Source organism: Pseudomonas sp. 2024-210 (assembly GCF_045062345.1).
GTDB lineage: Bacteria > Pseudomonadota > Gammaproteobacteria > Pseudomonadales > Pseudomonadaceae > Aquipseudomonas.
Map to the genome: position 1 here is coordinate 194,269 of NZ_JBJGEJ010000002.1, position 17,069 is coordinate 211,337.

Genomic DNA, 17,069 nt, shown 5'->3' on the forward strand with positions numbered 1-17,069 from the left:
AATGTAGATGAGTGGAGCAAGACGGGGAGGGAATAAAGCATCGCAAGCAAGCTCGCTTCTACAGCATCCATGCATCTCTGTAGAGGCGAGCCTGTGAGCGTTTTTAGCGGCGCTGTTGCAACAGCAAATTATTAAACCCGCTGCCGGCCAGTTGCTTTTGAGCAACGGTCAGTTGGTCGCGGTTGGTGAACGGCCCGACCAGTACGCGGTACCAGGTTTCATCCTTGACGGTGCCAGCTTCCACGGTGGCGGTTTGCCCCAACAAGATGATTTGCGCACGTACCCGTTCAGCATCGGCCTGTTTGCGGAATGAGCCCGCTTGCAGGAAGAACTTGGTGACGGGTGCCGCTTTTATCACAGGAGGCGCCGGGGGTGGTGTGACGCCGCTCAGAGCAGCCTGGGCGCGGGCCGTGTCGATTTTCGCGGCCTCGGCAGGAGTGACTGGAGCCACGGGCGCCGTTTGCGGCGTGGGCGGGGTTTTTTCCGGCACGGCATCGGGCGGCACGATCACTTCTGATTCGGGCAACAAGGTGTAGAAATCGTACTTGGGCTTGGCCGGCTGGGTCGGGCTTGGTGCCGTTTTATTGGCTTGCGCGACTTGTGAGGCCTTTTGCTGCTCTTGCTTGACCCGTTTGACGTCGTCGCCCTTACCGGGTTCGAGTTTCATCAAGAACACAATAAAGGCGCCCACCGTGAGGCCGATAGCCATCCACAACCAACCCGGAATGGGCTGTTTGGCGGGCGCCTGATACCGGCTGGCGCCTCGCTTGGGTACAGGCTTCTTTTTAGCGGCCAACTTACATGCGCTCCAGAGTTTCCAGGCCCAGCAGTTCCAGGCCTTGCTTGAGGGTGCGACCCGACAAAGCGGCCAAACGCAGGCGGCTTTGTTTCTGTGCTTCGTCTTCTGCGCTCAGGATCGGGCAGTTCTCGTAGAAACTGGAGAACAGGCCGGCCACTTCGTACAGGTACGTGCACAGCGTGTGCGGGGTGCCTTTTTCAGCAACGTGATTCAGGACTTCGCCGAACTGCGCCAATTTGGCTGCCAGTTCTTGTTCCTGCGGTGCTTGAAGAATGATGTGACCTTCAACTTCATCAAAGCGCTTGCCCAGCTTACGGAACACGCCCGCTACACGGGTGTAGGCATAGAGCAGGTAAGGGGCGGTATTGCCTTCAAAGTTCAACATCAGGTCGAAGTTGAAGCTGTAGTCGCTGGTGCGGTGCTTGGACAGGTCAGCGTATTTCACAGCGCCAATGCCAACCACTTTGGCAATGGCACGCAGTTCTTCTTCGGCCAGCTCCGGGTTCTTCTCTTTAACCAGCGCGTAAGCACGTTCTTTGGCTTCGTTGAGCAGGTCGATCAGTTTGACCGTGCCACCGTCGCGGGTTTTGAACGGGCGACCATCCGCGCCGTTCATGGTGCCGAAGCCCATGTGTTCCATTTCCATCGGGTGGGTAATGAAACCGGCTTTGCGAGCGACGGCGAACACTTGCTGGAAGTGCAGGGCTTGGCGCTGGTCGACAAAGTACAGGGCGCGGTCGGCTTTCAGTACGCCGCTGCGGTAGCGAATGGCCGCAAGGTCGGTGGTGGCATACAGATAGCCGCCGTCCGCCTTGACGATAATCACCGGCAATGGCTCGCCTTCAGCATTTTTGAATTCGTCGAGGAACACGCACTGGGCGCCGTTGCTCTCGACCAACATGCCCTTGGCCTTGAGGTCGTTGACGACGTTGATCAGGTCGTCGTTATAGGCGCTTTCGCCCATCACATCGGCCATGGTCAATTTGACGTTCAACTGCTCGTAGATTTTTTGGCAATGCGACAGTGAAATATCTTTGAACTTGGTCCACAGCGCCAGGCAATCGGGGTCGCCGGCTTGCAGCTTGACCACCAGGCTGCGGGCGCGGTCAGCGAATTCAGGCGACTCGTCGAAGCGCTTTTTAGCGGCACGGTAGAAGTTTTCGAGATCAGACAGTTCGTCGCTGGTGATCGGGTTCTCTTCCAGATAAGCCATCAGCATGCCGAACTGGGTGCCCCAGTCGCCGACGTGGTTTTGACGAATGACGTCGTCGCCGAGAAATTCCAGCACCCGTGCCACGCCATCGCCAATGATGGTCGAGCGCAGGTGGCCCACGTGCATTTCTTTGGCCAGATTAGGCGCGGACATGTCGACCACGGTGCGCAGGGTGGGTGTCGCCTTGCGCACGCCGATTTTCTCGTCGGCCAGTGCCGCATCGAGGCGCGAAGCCAGGGCTTGGGTGTTCTGGAAGAAGTTCAGGAAGCCCGGGCCGGCGATTTCGGTCTTGCTGATCTGCTCATCGGCCGGCAGAGCGGCGATGATTTTTTCAGCCAGGTCACGCGGCTTCATGCCGGCTGGCTTGGCCAGCATCATGGCGATGTTGCTGGCGAAGTCGCCGTGAGTTTTATCACGGGCGTTTTCCACCTGAATCGCTGGCGTCAGGCCTTCAGGCAACACACCTTCTGTGACGAGTTGATCCAGGGCTTGTTGAATAAGCTGGCGAATGGTGTCTTTCATGGTCTTCTCTTTCAACCGCAAGCGCGGTAGCGCTTTAGTGCGCAGGTGGAAAACTGTGGATTATCGGCTTTCATAGCCGCAAGCTTCAAGCTTTTAGCTGCAAGCTGAAGCAGTAATGCTCATTCATCGCGGCAAGCTTCAAACTTTTGGCTTGCAGCTTGCAGCTTGCAGCTTGCAGCTTGCAGCTTGCAGCTTGCAGCTCTAATAAAGATCGACCGGGTCCACGTCCAGCGACCAGCGTACCTGTCGGCCGCTGGGCATTTGTTCCAGCACCAGCAGCCACTGGTTGAGCAGTCGATGCAGCGGTGCCCGGGCATTGGCCTGAAGCAGCAGTTGGGCACGGTAGCGCCCGGCGCGGCGTTCCATCGGTGCGGGTACGGGGCCGAGCAGTTCGATACCGGTCACATTTAGCTCGCTCAGCAAACGCTCGGCCTCGCTGCACGCTTCGTCCAGAAAACCTTCAGCTTGCCCCGGTTTGTGAGCTTCGGCGCGCAACAGGGCCAGATGAGCAAAGGGCGGCAGGCCGGCGGCACGACGTTCGCTCAAGGCTTGCTCGGCAAAAGCGAAGTAGCCTTGCTCCGTCAGCTGGATCAGCAGCGGATGGTCGGCCAGATGGGTCTGGATGATTACCTTGCCCGGTTCTTCAGCACGCCCCGCACGGCCTGCGACCTGAACGATAAGCTGGGCCATGCGCTCGCTGGCGCGAAAGTCGCCCGAGAACAAACCGCCGTCAGCGTCCAGAATTGACACCAGCGTAACCCGGGGGAAGTGATGGCCTTTGGCGAGCATTTGCGTGCCGATCAAAATGCACGGCTGGCCTTTTTGAATCGTGGCAAACAGCTGGTTCATTGCGTCTTTACGCGAGGTGCTGTCGCGGTCGACCCGCAACACGGGGTAGTCAGGGAACAAAATCCCCAGCCGTTCTTCGGCGCGCTCGGTGCCGGCACCCACAGGGCGCAAGTCCACTTTGCCGCACTGCGGACAGTTGCGAGGCACGCGTTCGACGTAGCCGCAGTGATGGCAGCGAAGCTCGTTAGAGCGCTGATGGACCGTCATGCGGGCATCGCAGCGTTGGCACTCCGACATCCAGCCGCAGTCGTGGCACAACAAAGTCGGGGCAAAGCCGCGTCGGTTAAGAAACACCAGCACTTGCTGGCCCGCGGCGAGGGTTTGGCCGATGGCTTGTTGCATCGGGCCGGAAATGCCGCTGTCCAGTGGGCGGCTTTTGACATCAAGGCGAAGGAAGCGCGGCTGTTTGGCGCCACCTGCCCGCTCATTCAAACGCAGCAAGCCATAGCGGCCCGTGTAGGCGTTATGCAGGCTTTCAAGTGAAGGTGTCGCAGAGCCGAGCACAATCGGTATGTTTTCTTGTCGGGCGCGCACCAGCGCCAGGTCACGGGCGTGATAGCGCAAGCCTTCCTGCTGCTTGTACGAACCGTCATGCTCTTCGTCGATGATGATCAGGCCCGGGTTTTTCATCGGGGTGAACAGCGCCGAACGTGTACCAATAATAATGTCGGCCTCGCCATCTCGAGCGGCCAGCCAGCTTTCCAGCCGTTCGCGGTCGTTGACTGCCGAATGCACCAGTGCAATGCGTGCATTGAAGCGTTGCTCGAAACGGGCCAGGGTTTGCGGGCCGAGGTTGATTTCCGGGATCAATACCAGCGCCTGTTTGCCAGCCTGCAGGGTTTCGCGAATCAGCTGTAAATACACTTCGGTTTTGCCGCTGCCCGTGACACCCGCCAATAAAAAAGCATGGAAGTGATCGAACCCGGCACGAATGGCCTCGTAGGCGGCCCGCTGTTCGGCGTTGAGCGGCAACTCGGGCTGGGCCAGCCAGTGCTCGTGGCGTTCACTCGGCGCATGACGGCGTACTTCAACCGTCACCAGCCCTTTGGCCAGCAGCAGGTCAAGGCTGTCTTTGCTCAGCATCAATTTGCTCAGCAGTTGATGCGCTACACCGTGGGGATGTTGGGCCAGCGTTGCCAGTGCTTCCCGCTGACGCGGCGCGCGGGCCACCCGCGGGTCGTCAAGCTTGGCACCGGGGGCGATCTGCCAAAAGCGCTCCTGACGGGTTTCAGCCAGCTCGCCCTGGCGCAGTAAAACCGGCAGCGCCCAGCTCAGGGTGTCGCCCAAGCTGTGCTGGTAATACTGCGAGGTCCATAAGCACAGCTTAAATAATGAAGCAGGCAGCGGTGGCGTCGCGTCGAGCAGGGCGATGGCTGGCTTGAGCTTGTCAGCTGGCACGTCGCTGTGGTCAACCACCTCGACTAAAATGCCGATCATTTCGCGCCGGCCGAACGGCACCCGCAAGCGCATCCCGGGCTGCAATTGCTCGCGTCGAACGCCCGCAGGCGCCCGGTAATCAAACAGGCGGCGCAGGGGGGAAGGCAGGGCAAGGCGCAATATGGCGTCGGGCACGCGGGGCTCTCAAGTGATGAACGGCAAAGATGGCCCGGAGCCTAGCAGACAACGGGGGCGGGGACTAAAACCCATGTCAGGCAAATACGAAAGAAATCCGGTGGAGCATGCTTGGGCGCTTGCGTCAATGCAAAGGTCTGGTATTATCGGCGCCCTAAATTTACGTGCGGTATTCAACAATGGTGTTGAGTGGCGGCACGCTAGCCTGAGGAATACCCCATGAAAGCCGATATCCATCCAGCGTACGAAACAATCCTGGTAACTTGCAGCTGCGGCAACAAGTTCGAAACTCGTTCGAACCTGTGCAAACCACTGGGCACTGACGTATGCAACGAGTGCCACCCGTTCTACACCGGTAAGCAAAAAACTCTGGACATTGGCGGTCGTGTTGATCGCTTCAAGACTCGTTTTGGTGCTTTCGGCGCCAAAGCAGCCGCTCCAGCAGCAGAAGCAGAAAAAGCAGCCGAGTAAGGCTGATGACCTTGGGCAGCCTTTCGAGTCTGGCCGGGTTATTGAAAAAGGCGTCCCTAGCGGGCGCCTTTTTTGTGCCCGCAATCTGGCTTTCGACAGGGCAGGCGCAAGCCCTGTGCCCCGCACCTCAGGCTGTGTCGTACGCACAGGTAGAGCGCGTGGTCGATGGCGACACCCTGCGCCTCAAGGATGGTCGCAGCGTGCGCATGATCGGCCTCAACGCGCCTGAAACCGGCAAAAAAGGCCAGAGTGCCGAACCTTTTGCGGACGCCGCCCGCAAGCGTCTGCAAAGCCTGGTGGCGCTCAGTGACGGGCGCGTAGGGTTGCTGCCCGGCAAGCAGACCAAAGACCGTTACGGGCGAACCCTGGCCCATGTGTTTGGTGCAGATGGCAGTAATCTTGAGGCGCAGCTGTTGGCGGATGGCCTGGCCTACCAGGTCGCAATAGCTCCCAATGTCGAGTTGCTGGGCTGTCAGCAAGCCGCCGAACGCAGCGCCCGGACGAAAGGTATTGGCCTGTGGCGGCAGTCGCCGGTTATCTCAGCCCAGAACATTACCCGCTCAGGTTTTGCAGTGGTCGGGGGTAAGGTCAGCAAAGTGCAGCGCAATCGCGGTGGGCTTTGGATTGATTTGCAAGGCGGATTGGTCGTGCACATTGCACCCAATGACTTAAGCCATTTGGATCAGAAAACCCTCGGCAAGCTACAGGGCGCGCAGGTCGAGGTGCGTGGCTGGGTGTTGGATCGTTCGCGGCGCGGCGGGTTGAAAACGGGGCAAGCGCGTTGGATGTTGCCCGTGACCCATCAAGGAATGTTTCAGGTCATTTCCGAATAAAATTGTAGACAATTTTAAAGTGTGATTGTGGACACTCCAGCCCTTGCGCAGCGCGGGTCTTGGTCCAAAGTCGTAGGGCAAAGGGGTTGACACTGCTGACCGGTCAGTCTTGTCGGGACTTTGCGACACGCGTATGCTCGGCGATCCGTCTGTCCAACAGTAAAAAAGCGGAACGCCCTTATGTCTGATTTGAAAACCGCTGCTCTCGAATATCATGCCCAGCCCCGCCCAGGGAAACTGAGTGTCGAGCTCACCAAACCTACCGCTACTGCCCGCGATCTCGCGTTGGCCTATAGCCCGGGTGTAGCCGAACCAGTGCGCGAAATCGCCCGCGACCCTGAACTTGCCTACAAATACACCGGCAAGGGCAACCTGGTCGCCGTTATCTCTGACGGCACCGCCATTCTGGGTCTGGGTAACCTCGGCCCGTTGGCTTCCAAACCTGTGATGGAAGGCAAGGGCGTTCTGTTCAAGCGCTTTGCCGGTATCGACGTATTCGACATTGAAGTTGACGCCGAAAGCCCGCAAGCCTTTATTGACACCGTTAAACGCATCTCCATCACCTTCGGCGGCATCAACCTCGAAGACATCAAGGCACCTGAGTGCTTTGAGATCGAGCGTGCGCTGATCGAACAGTGCGACATTCCGGTGTTCCACGATGACCAGCACGGCACCGCCATCGTGACGGCAGCCGGCATGATCAACGCGCTGGAAATTGCTGGCAAAACCCTGTCCGACGCCAAAATCGTCTGCCTGGGTGCTGGCGCTGCGGCCATCTCCTGCATGAAGTTGCTGGTGAGCATGGGCGCCACGATTGAAAACATCTACATGATCGACCGTACCGGCGTGATCCACTCTGGCCGGGACGACCTGAACCAGTACAAAGCGGTCTTCGCTCACGCCACTGACAAACGCACCCTGGCTGACGCCATGGACGGCGCAGACGTGTTTGTTGGCCTGTCAGGTCCAAACCTGCTGAGCGCAGAAAACCTGCTGCGCATGGCGCCTAACCCGATCGTGTTCGCCTGCTCGAACCCGGACCCGGAAATCTCGCCAGAGCTGGCTCACGCCACCCGTAGCGACGTGATCATGGCCACTGGCCGTTCGGACTACCCGAACCAGGTCAACAACGTATTGGGCTTCCCGTTTATCTTCCGTGGTGCACTGGACGTTCGCGCCAAGCGCATCAACGAAGAAATGAAGATTGCAGCGGCCAACGCACTGCGTGAACTGGCCAAACTGCCGGTGCCACAAGAAGTGTGTGACGCGTACGGCGGCATCAAACTGGAATTCGGTCGTGAGTACATCATCCCGAAACCGATGGATGTGCGCCTGATCACCCTGATCTCGGATGCGGTGGCCAAAGCGGCCATCGAGACCGGCGTTGCGACCCTGCCGTACCCGAAAAACTACCCGCTCAAAAGCGTGGATGACGTGTTCAACGGCTAACCCCGTCTAGCGTCACTCCAAAGCCCCGGCGCTGAAAAGCGTCGGGGCTTTTTGGTTTGTGCGCCTGTGAACCCCTGTTTACGCAGGTCGCCGAACCGAACTAGCAACTTCTTTTAAAGTTTCAGAATCCCCCTACAACGTGACTGCCGGTCTGTCCGTTAGTGTTCTTCCCTTATCAAGGGGGAATCCAGAATGTCAGCATTAGCCCGCCAGCACCGTTTCAGTTTGACGATCCCAAGCTGCCCGCATGAGCTTCGGGTGTTAGCGTTTAACGGTCATGAGGCGATCAGCAGACCTTATTGCTTCGAGCTTGAGCTGGTGAGCGAGCACCCGACACTGGACGTCGACCTCTTGATGCACCAAACCGCGTTTCTGGCGTTCGATGAGCATCTCAACGGTATTCACGGGCAGATTCTCAGCGTTAAACGCCATAGCGCCGGTGCCCGGCTGACCCGCTACGACCTGACCCTGGTGCCCAGCCTGGCCTACTTGGAGTACCGCACCAATCACCGGATTTTCCAGAACCTCTCTGTTCAGCAGATCATCGAACAGCTGTTGAGCGAGCACGGCATTCACAGCGATGCCTACACCTTTGCTGCCTTCTCACCTTCACGCCCTCGCGAGTACTGCGTGCAATACGGCGAGTCTGATTTGTACTTTATTCAGCGTTTGTGTTTTGAAGAGGGTTTTCACTATTACTTCAAGCATTCGCCTGACGGCCACCTCTTGGTGTTTGGCGATAAGCAACAGGTGTTTACCCCGCTAAAAGAGGTCACGCCTTTCGTCAAAAAGAACGGCATGGTGGCCGCAGGCCGGTCAATCAATCACTTCGCAGCGAGCGTGAGCAACTGCATCAAGCGCACCGTACAACGTGATTACGACTTCCTGACAGCCAGCCGCACACTTGAGGCTGACAGCAGTGGCCCACTCAATGGGCCTCCCTTTGAAAGCTACACCTACCCCGGTGGTTTCAAAGACAAGGCCCGCGGCCAGCATCTATGCCAGATCGCCCTTGAGCAGCACCAAACCGGTTATTACCAGGCCCGTGGCAGCAGCGATCAGGCGATCTTGAGCAGTGGGCACTTTTTACAGATGAGTGAACACCTGCGAGCGGACTGGAACTGCCGCTGGCTGCTGACTCGCGTTCATCACGAGGGTAAGCAACCGCAGGTTCTGGAAGAGTCGGGCCGGGTTTCCACGCCCAGCGAGCCGGGTGAGTGGACGCAGGGCTATCGCAATACCTTTGAGGCTATCCCCGCAGAGTTCACCTACCGGTCGCAGGATATTTACCCCAAACAGCGCATTGCAGGCAGCCAGTCCGCTCGCGTGACCGGGCCTGTGGGTGAAGACATTCACTGTGATGAGTTCGGCAGGGTTCGGGTGAAATTTCACTGGGACCGCAGCGGCATTGAAAACGAGCAAAGCAGTTGCTGGGTGCGCGTGTCGTCCAGTTGGGCAGGGGACTACTACGGGGTCGTGACGATCCCCCGAGTGGGCATGGAAGTACTGGTGAATTACATTGAAGGGGATCCAGATTTGCCGATTATTTCGGCGTGCCTGGCCAATAGCATCAACCCGGTCCCGCTTGACCTGCCCGCCGAACAAAGCCAAAGCGTCTTTCGCAGCCGCAGCACCCCCGGCGGCAGAGGCCACAACGAACTGCGCATCGAAGATCGCCAAGGGCAAGAGCTGATCTATGTGCACGCCCAGCGCGATATGAAGCAGCACATCAAGCACGACAGCCAGCTACACATCGAGGGTCAACACCAGGTCACAGTGGTCGGCGACAGCGTGACCGTGCTCCAGGCCGAGGAGCACCTCACGATCACCAGCGACCGCGCTGTGCACATCAAGGGCAGCGATCACCTGCACGTCGCGGGCAGCAGCCATACCCGTGTAGGCAACGTAATGACAGTCGAGGCCGGGCAGCACGTGCATATCGAGGCAGGCGCCCAGTTTGTCCTCGACGCCGGGGCCAACATCACATTGATGGCGGGCGGTCAGCATCTCGTCATCGGCCCCAGCGGTATTTTTAGCAGCAGCCCCATTCAGGAAGGCGGCAATCCAGTGCGGGGTGTCCCTGCCATGCCCTTGTTGCCGGGCCAATTCGCCCATGACTTGCCCCCGCAAGCCCTGCCGCTGCACATCGCCCCCTCGCAATTGTCCTTGATGACGGCATCACATGCCCTCGGTACCGACTTTTGCCCGTTATGCGAGGCCTGTCGAAACGGCCTGTGCGTGCCTGATGGAGTTGCGCAATGAAATTGCCATCACCCGTTCAATGGATAGAAGTACAGCGTAAGCGCGGTCATAAACTGTGCTTGATGTTGGACACGTTCGATCAGAAACCGGTGCTTAAGGCGCTCTTGAATGGCCGCGCCCATGACCGTTACAGCAGCCTCTACAGCCAGACACCTATCGCTGAACTGGCCAGCGTCGGGCCTTTTCTGATTATGCTCGACAGCGGCGACACCCAACCCATCACCGAGCTGTTAAACAGCCCTGAACGTCACTGGGGCTGGCTGGTGAGCATCGCCGCGCAGGATTTTCCCGCACTGGTACAGCATTGGCGCGAGCGCATTCTCGTGGGGCAGCGGCCCGATCAAGGGATCTATCGCTTTCACGACAACCGCGTACTGGGCAGGGCAGTGTCGTTTTTGTCGCCAGAAGAGCTGCCGGCGTATCTGGGGCCAGCCTTTAGCCTGTGTTACTGGCAAAGCGAACACTGGCTCAGCGCCGATAACCCGACCCCGGGGCAGCACCCTTTGCCTGAGCAAGCTCAATGGTTGCGAGTGCCTTTGCCGCCCGAGCAACGGGCGCGCCTACGGGAAACCAACGCCCATCGTTTTTTGCTGGCCCATCATCAAGTCGCCTACCTGCAACTGGCCGAGCACCGGGACCCTTTCGCCTGGCTACGCCAGCAACGGGAAACGGCCGAAGGGTGGGGATGGCACGCGCCCCACCAGCTGGAGTTGTTACTGGCCAGCAGCCTGAGCACCCCTGAATTCGAAATGCCCGTGCAATGGCATCCGCGCCCTCACGAAGAAGTCAGTGCGCACTTTAAGCGGGTGTCAAAAGAAGCGAAGTTATTACAAGGCAAGGGCGCAGCATGAAGCGCTGGATAGTGGCTTGTGCCGGGATAGCAGGTATTGGGGCGGCTGCGTATGGGTACTTTAAAGAACCCAACACCTTTACCTTCACCGTTGATATGCCGCCGGGGTTTAAATATAAGGCAGCGGTGTACTACGTGCCTGCGCCCGGCGAGACGTGCAAGGTGGCAACGAAGGATAATTTAGCCCCCGTTTTTAATTATTGGTGGCGCGAAGATTATAACCCTGACTCGGTCATAGAAATTCGCAGGACTCGCAAAGGGTGTCCGTTGGTTGTTTACAATATTAAGTTAGATATATTTGCGGCTTATGGAAAGGAGAGAGGGGATTTTGGTTCTACAACTGCTCAGGTAGTGATTAAAGAAGGGCTGGATCAGATAGATATAGAAAGTTTCAGTGATGCCGGAGAAAGTACTTTTTTTGGGGAGTGCTCATGGAGTTTTAGAACTTATGGGGTAAAACGAGTTATTGCGAAATCGCTCGAATGCAAGGATGTCAATGTCGGGCGCCCTGCAACGCGTGGTAGGCCGGTGGCTGGGTATTTACCAGCTAAATTACCGGGAAAGACGGTGCGGTTAAAACTCAAATTGTCCAATAAAGAGCGTCCCTCTATGGGTGATACATGGGTTGAGTTTCCTAATGGTTGGAAGCGTTGCATGGGAAAAGGGTTTGAGGATCAATACGCATTTTGTCGTGGTAACACACAGGATTTTAGTCATTTTATAATGGCTGACGGCAAACAGTGCACTATCTATCCGGGTTGTACGGAGTGAGTGCCGTGACCAAGTATAAGTTTATCGCGCTTAGCGTTTTGGTTATTATGATTGGGCTTTTCAGTGCTTATTGGTATTTCAAGGAGCCCAACACCTTTACCTTCACGGTCGATATGCCGCCGGGGTTTAAATATTCGGCAGCGGTGTATTACGTGCCTGCGCCGGGTGAGACGTGCGAGGTGGCAACGAAGGATAATTTAGCGCCGACATTCAACTACCGGTGGTGGAAGTCTTATGAGCCAGACGCGGTTATAGAGATTCGTCGAACCCGTAAAGGCTGCCCTCTAGTGGTATATAACATCAGGTTGGATATCTATGCGGTGTACGGCAATACATGGCGAGATTTTGGTACGACTACCGCACAAGTCGTTATTAAGGAAGGCCTGGACGAAGTAGATATTGAGAAATTTGATAAGGCAGGGGAAAGTGTATTTTTTGGTGAGTGTTCATGGAGTTTTAGAACCTCCGGAAAAACACGGGTGCTCCGAAAATTGCTCGACTGTAAGGATGTCAATATCGGGCGCCCTGCAACGCGTGGCGGGCCGGTGGCGGGGTATTTACCTGATCAATTACCGGGAAAGACGGTGAGGTTAAAACTTGATCTGGCCAAAAAAGAGCGCCCCTATATGGGGGATACATGGGTTGAGTTTCCTAATGGTTGGAAGCGTTGCATGGGAAAAGGGTTTGAAGATCAATACGCATTTTGTCGTGGTAACACACAGGATTTTAGTCTCTTTATAATGGCTGACGGTAAACAGTGCACTATCTATCCGGGATGTACTGAGTGAGGCTATCTCTATGAGTATCGTTAATGCGGTAGGCATTGATTTGAAAGATAGAATGTTTTCATGCCCTGTTCAAAACGAGCAATCTACCTTTCAGTTGTTGGATGAGTTTGGTGCAGGCGATTCCTATGCGGGGTTGTCTTTTGAAGTTATAGATTGTGAAGGGTTCAAATACACTGGATTTTTGAGTGACACGGCAACGGGCACAGTAACCAACCATTTTGCCGGGCCTCTTGCATTGACGATGGGATCGCTCTATCAGGGTGTGGATGATATTTACGATTCGTTGATGAAGCGTGACCATTACCCGTTAAAAATAACTGCGCTCCAGGTCAGAGCAGAACAAACCCATTACGCCAATGAAGACGGCAGTCGCCCTCGGGAGTTGCCCCAATCACAGTTTTCAGACGCAGACTTTTGCCAAGTCGAAGTCCGCGACTTGGTCGAGCATGTGTCACATTTGCCGCCCGAGGTTGAGCGTCATTACCCGCCCAGTACGGGTGCCCGTCGGTTAATGGGGGAGCACGGCCTGCGAGGCGTCTGCATCGCGGGTAATCGGCACACGGTTCTTCAAGTTCGGCCACTGCGTGCGTTGCGCCCGATGCTTTCGACGGACCCGCAATTCTGTGCGCTGAACCTGTACCAGTTGGCATTGATGTCGACGCTGAGTTATTGCCCGTTTGGTCAGGTCCCGGACAAACATCCCATACGGGTACCGGTTGTCACTTTTGCCGAAGAGCCGAGTTCGGGCAACTGGTTTGCCGATTCGCTCGCCAAATTCAAGGAAATATGGAAAGTCGATGCTGGCCAAACTCAGGCCTATTACCCTCTTTATGAAGACGTGGCGTATTCCAAGCGTTTTGAAATCGTGCCTTTTGATCCTGCGCTATACCCCAAAAATAACCCACAATTAGGGCCCGATCAGGATAGTCCCATCAAAATCCATTTTCTCGATGATCGCGGCGATACCGTCGACACCGATACTCAAGCGTTTGCGACGCATAGCGATGAAATTATCTTGATCGTGATACGGGGCACCAGTGAGATGTGGCGTGATGGGCTTCGAGACCTTGATGCATTTCAAGTTCTCTTTGAGGAGGGAGTTGGAACGGTTCATCGTGGGTTTTATGAGGCAGCACAAGTTGCCAAGAAATTTGCAGTCAATTACCTCGATAAGTTCTATACGGGCCAAAAGCTGTTGATCTGCGGCCATAGCCTCGGCGGTGCCATCGCCCTGATTCTTTCTGAAATGCTGCGTCGCATGCCTGAACGCTACGACATTCTCCTCTACACCTACGGCGCCCCCCGCGCGGGCGATTCAACCTTTGTCGAAGCCGCCAAACCTCTCGTCCATCACCGTATGGTCAATCACAACGACCCGGTGCCCAGTGTGCCCGCGCCGTGGATGAAGTTTAAGCCTTCGGAATTTGATTACGGCGCCGCGATTCGCTTTATGAATGTGCCCGCGGAGTTCATTGCGTATGTCGCCAGCATGATCAATATGGACGCTGATCCGTACGCCCACCACGGGAGTGTGCAGCATTTCATGCGGGTGAATTTTGGCGGAAATGAGGTTTCCCACATTCTCTGGGTGCCCGGCTGCGACACATTGGCCGAGCACGCCGCCTGCTCAATGGCCCTTGATCAATATGAAGGGCTGCCTGTTCGCGATGGTTTGGGGCGCCAGTTGCTGGATGCGGGTGATCATTCGATGGTGAGCAGCTACGTGCCTAATTGCTGGGCCACGCTGCGCCGCTGGCAAGAAGCACAAGAGGGCGCCCGGCCACGGGTGACCAATCGTGAGGTGGAGTGGGTGAGGTTGATGCTGTCACGCGTCGAGGAGCAGCTTAAACAGCGGGTCGGCCATCTCAAAGAGGCCAATGACCCCTTTCCGCGGATCACCCGGGCCACCGTTCAAGCCATGACTCGAGAGCTGTCAAAAATACAAATGACCGCCAAGCGCCTGTCTTCGTTGACCTACAGCGTGGTCTCGGCTCAGGACGTCTATGGCACCCACGCGGCGCAGCCTGAGCGTCTGGCTGAAGCACTCAAGCGTTGGCTGGGCCACGCCGACAACACCCGCACGGTGCAACTGGCCATGGCCCCCTTGGGCATGTCGATGGCCGAGTTTGATATGTCCATGGGATTTGCCCGCAATACCGGGCCGTATTACGGCGATATTCTCGATATTTAAGTGGGGCAAGCCGCACGCGCTGTGTAGTGCGACTTGCCGCTCTGAGGGTCAAAAGAGGTCGATGGGTGCCCCGTCATCAGCGGGCAACGGGCTGCCCGGTGCAGGATTATTGCCCAGTTCGCTGCTGGTCGGCGGCGTGTCTTCGCTTTTGAACAGTTCAAAGTAGGCGCCCGGTGTACCCGGTGAGGCGATACGGCCGCTGGTTGGGTCGATGCGCAGGCTGAGGATGCCTTCAGGCTCCGCTTGGGTGTGCGCCGGTTTGTCTTTGAGGGCGCCCGCCATGTAGGTCATCCAGATCGGCAGGGCGACCGTGCCGCCATATTCGCGGCGGCCCAGGCTTTCAGGCTGGTCGAAACCGGTCCATACGGTGGTCACGTAGTCGGCGTTGTAGCCGGAGAACCAGGCGTCCTTGGACTCGTTGGTGGTACCGGTTTTGCCTGCCAGATCGGTGCGGCCAAGGGCCAGTGCGCGGCGACCGGTGCCCAGCTTGATCACGTCCTGCAGCATGCTGGTCAGGATGTACGTGGTGCGCCCGTCAACGATGCGTTCGGCCACAGCCTGGGTTTCGGTTGTCGGCAAGCCCGGTGCAGCGTTGATGGTGTCGATGGTCAGCGCTGCGGCTTCTGGCGGCACGTCTTTGTTGTCATTTTTCGGCACGCTGGGCGGGTTGGCGACAAACAGCGTCTCACCGTTGCGGCTTTCGATCTTGTCCACAAGGTACGGTGTGATTTTGTAACCGCCGTTGGCGAAGGTGCTCCAGCCGGTGGCGATTTCCATCGGCGTCAGGGTAGCCGTGCCCAGCGCCAGCGACAGGTTGCGCGGCAAGTCCTGTTTGTTGAAACCGAACTTGCTGATGTAGTCGATGGTGCGGTCGACGCCCAGGCTTTGCAGCAAGCGAATCGAGACCAGGTTGCGCGACTTGTACAACGCTTCGCGCACACGGATGGGGCCCAGGAAGGTGTTGGTGTCGTTCTTCGGGCGCCAGACCTTGTCGAGGTATTCGTCGACAAACACGATGGGGGCGTCGTTGACCAGCGTGGCGGCGGTGTAGCCGTTGTCCAGCGCTGCGCTGTAGATAAACGGTTTGAAACTTGAGCCGGGTTGGCGCTTGGCCTGCATCGCCCGGTTGTAGTTGCTTTGCTCAAACGCGAAGCCACCGACCAGCGCGCGAATGGCACCGTTGTCCGGATCAAGCGAAACCAGCGCGCCTTGAACGTTCGGCACTTGGCTGAATTTCAGGCTGCCATCGGCTTGAGGCTGCACGCGAATCAGGTCGCCCACTTGTGCCACATCGGAAGGCTGCTTGGGCATCGGGCCCATGCTGTTGGTGTTGAGGAACTTGCGCGCCCATTTCATGGTGTTCCAGGCCACACGGCCTTCGCCGTTGCGGGTCAACACGTGCAGGCCGTCTTTGTCGACCTGGGTCACGATGGCCGGTTCCAGACCGCTGATGGGGCGCTGCTTGGCGAGTTCTTGAGTCCACACGGCCAGGGTCTTGCCCGGCAAACGGGATTCAGGGCCGCGGTAGCCATGACGCTGGTCGTAAGTGATCAGCCCTTCGTGAACCGAGGTGTTGGCCAGCTCTTGCAGGTTGCTCGGCACGGTGGTGGTCACACGGTAGCCTTCGGTGTAAGCCTCGCTGCCATAGCGGCCGACCATCTCTGCACGGGCCATTTCGGCGATGTACGGCGCGCTGACTTCCGGAGTCGGCACGTGATAGCTGGCGTCGACCGGCTCAGCGATGGCCGCTTCGTAGCTGGCCTGATCGATTTTGCCCAGTTTGTACATGCGACCCAGAATCCAGTCGCGGCGCTCTTTGCTGCGCACCGGGTTGGCCAGTGGGTTAAAGCGCGACGGTGCTTTGGGCAGGCCGGCAATCATGGCCATCTGCGCCAGGCTGAGGTCGCGGATCGACTTGCCGTAGTAAACCTGTGCGGCCGCTTCGATGCCGTAAGCCCGGTTGCCCAGGTAAATCTTGTTCACGTACAGCTCAAGGATTTCGTCCTTGGTCAGCTCGCGTTCAATTTCCAGCGCCAACAGAATTTCATTGGTTTTGCGGGAAAAGCTCCGCTCACTCGATAGGAAATAGTTCTTCGCCACCTGCATGGTGATGGTGCTGCCCCCTGATTGAATGTGTCCGCTTTTTACCAGCTGGGTAGCGGCACGCATCAGGCTGCTGGGGTCGACCCCGTAATGATTGGCGAAGTTGTCATCTTCTGCCGAAAGCAGGGCATTGATGAAATTGGGCGGAATGTCGGCGAACTTGATCGGAGAACGGCGCATTTCGCCAAACTCTGCGATCAATTTTCCGTCGCTGGTGAAGACCCGCAAAGGAATCTGCAACTGGATGCTTCTCAACGACTCTACGGACGGCAAGCCAGGACTAAGATAGAGAAACGCGCCGCTCAACACGAGCAACAGCCCGCAGAACACAGCAACGAAAGACCACCCGAAAAACTTCAGCAGACGAATCAAGGCTTTTGGATTTCCAGATTAAGA

General features: G+C 57.3%; 12 protein-coding genes. 8 read left to right on the plus strand and 4 right to left on the minus strand.

The features are described from left to right. Window positions 1-103: 103 nt before the first annotated feature. The 3 genes from ACI7MX_RS03580 to ACI7MX_RS03590 all read right to left on the minus strand — a co-directional run bounded on the left by ACI7MX_RS03580 (window position 104) and on the right by ACI7MX_RS03590 (window position 4,955). Window positions 104-796: an SPOR domain-containing protein gene (locus ACI7MX_RS03580; protein ID WP_405584944.1), complete on the minus strand. Its 693-nt coding sequence runs from the start codon at window positions 794-796 to the stop codon at window positions 104-106. 1 nt (window position 797) lies between these two features. Next, window positions 798-2,534 (minus strand): arginine--tRNA ligase, encoded by a 1,737-nt coding sequence (gene argS, locus ACI7MX_RS03585; protein WP_314488553.1) that lies wholly within the window; start codon window positions 2,532-2,534, stop codon window positions 798-800. Between the two features lie 201 nt (window positions 2,535-2,735). Next, entirely contained in the window at window positions 2,736-4,955 is a 2,220-nt protein-coding gene (locus tag ACI7MX_RS03590) for a primosomal protein N' (protein ID WP_405584948.1), read from the minus strand. Between the two features lie 219 nt (window positions 4,956-5,174). On the opposite strand from ACI7MX_RS03590, the gene rpmE reads away from it, so the two are divergent. The 8 genes from rpmE to ACI7MX_RS03630 all read left to right on the plus strand — a co-directional run bounded on the left by rpmE (window position 5,175) and on the right by ACI7MX_RS03630 (window position 14,570). Then, window positions 5,175-5,426 (plus strand): 50S ribosomal protein L31, encoded by a 252-nt coding sequence (gene rpmE, locus ACI7MX_RS03595; RefSeq protein WP_019825265.1) that lies wholly within the window; start codon window positions 5,175-5,177, stop codon window positions 5,424-5,426. Between the two features lie 5 nt (window positions 5,427-5,431). Then, a complete protein-coding gene (locus tag ACI7MX_RS03600; RefSeq protein ID WP_405584951.1) occupies window positions 5,432-6,259 on the plus strand; it encodes a thermonuclease family protein in 828 nt (275 codons plus the stop codon). Window positions 6,260-6,439: 180 nt separating this feature from the next. After that, complete coding sequence (locus ACI7MX_RS03605; protein ID WP_405584954.1) at window positions 6,440-7,708, plus strand: malic enzyme-like NAD(P)-binding protein; 1,269 nt, start codon at window positions 6,440-6,442, stop codon at window positions 7,706-7,708. 192 nt (window positions 7,709-7,900) lie between these two features. After that, window positions 7,901-9,970, plus strand: a complete 2,070-nt coding sequence (gene tssI, locus ACI7MX_RS03610; protein ID WP_405584957.1) for a type VI secretion system tip protein TssI/VgrG — start codon at window positions 7,901-7,903, stop codon at window positions 9,968-9,970. Continuing rightward, the gene (locus ACI7MX_RS03615; RefSeq protein WP_405584960.1) at window positions 9,967-10,821 is read left to right on the plus strand and encodes a DUF4123 domain-containing protein; all 855 of its coding nucleotides are present in this window, start codon (window positions 9,967-9,969) and stop codon (window positions 10,819-10,821) included. The genes tssI and ACI7MX_RS03615 overlap by 4 nt, the downstream gene beginning before the upstream one ends. After that, complete coding sequence (locus ACI7MX_RS03620) at window positions 10,818-11,591, plus strand: hypothetical protein (RefSeq protein ID WP_405584962.1); 774 nt, start codon at window positions 10,818-10,820, stop codon at window positions 11,589-11,591. The genes ACI7MX_RS03615 and ACI7MX_RS03620 overlap by 4 nt, the downstream gene beginning before the upstream one ends. Window positions 11,592-11,596: 5 nt before the next feature. Beyond that, on the plus strand, window positions 11,597-12,379 hold the full coding sequence (locus ACI7MX_RS03625; RefSeq protein ID WP_405584964.1) for a hypothetical protein: 783 nt from the start codon (window positions 11,597-11,599) through the stop codon (window positions 12,377-12,379). A 10-nt stretch (window positions 12,380-12,389) separates the two neighbouring features. After that, window positions 12,390-14,570: a lipase family protein gene (locus tag ACI7MX_RS03630; protein WP_405584967.1), complete on the plus strand. Its 2,181-nt coding sequence runs from the start codon at window positions 12,390-12,392 to the stop codon at window positions 14,568-14,570. Between the two features lie 48 nt (window positions 14,571-14,618). Here ACI7MX_RS03630 and ACI7MX_RS03635 read toward each other — a convergent pair whose 3' ends face one another. Further along, window positions 14,619-17,042 (minus strand): penicillin-binding protein 1A, encoded by a 2,424-nt coding sequence (locus ACI7MX_RS03635; RefSeq protein ID WP_405585345.1) that lies wholly within the window; start codon window positions 17,040-17,042, stop codon window positions 14,619-14,621. Window positions 17,043-17,069: the final 27 nt, after the last annotated feature.

Coding starts and splice junctions, on each gene's coding strand:
- tssI (WP_405584957.1), top strand. CDS start 7,901: ATGTCAGCATTAGCCCGCCAGCACCGTTTCAGTTTGACGATCCCAAGC.
- ACI7MX_RS03620 (WP_405584962.1), top strand. CDS start 10,818: ATGAAGCGCTGGATAGTGGCTTGTGCCGGGATAGCAGGTATTGGGGCG.
- ACI7MX_RS03630 (WP_405584967.1), top strand. CDS start 12,390: ATGAGTATCGTTAATGCGGTAGGCATTGATTTGAAAGATAGAATGTTT.
- ACI7MX_RS03605 (WP_405584954.1), top strand. CDS start 6,440: ATGTCTGATTTGAAAACCGCTGCTCTCGAATATCATGCCCAGCCCCGC.
- ACI7MX_RS03600 (WP_405584951.1), top strand. CDS start 5,432: ATGACCTTGGGCAGCCTTTCGAGTCTGGCCGGGTTATTGAAAAAGGCG.
- rpmE (WP_019825265.1), top strand. CDS start 5,175: ATGAAAGCCGATATCCATCCAGCGTACGAAACAATCCTGGTAACTTGC.
- ACI7MX_RS03615 (WP_405584960.1), top strand. CDS start 9,967: ATGAAATTGCCATCACCCGTTCAATGGATAGAAGTACAGCGTAAGCGC.
- argS (WP_314488553.1), bottom strand. CDS start 2,534: ATGAAAGACACCATTCGCCAGCTTATTCAACAAGCCCTGGATCAACTC.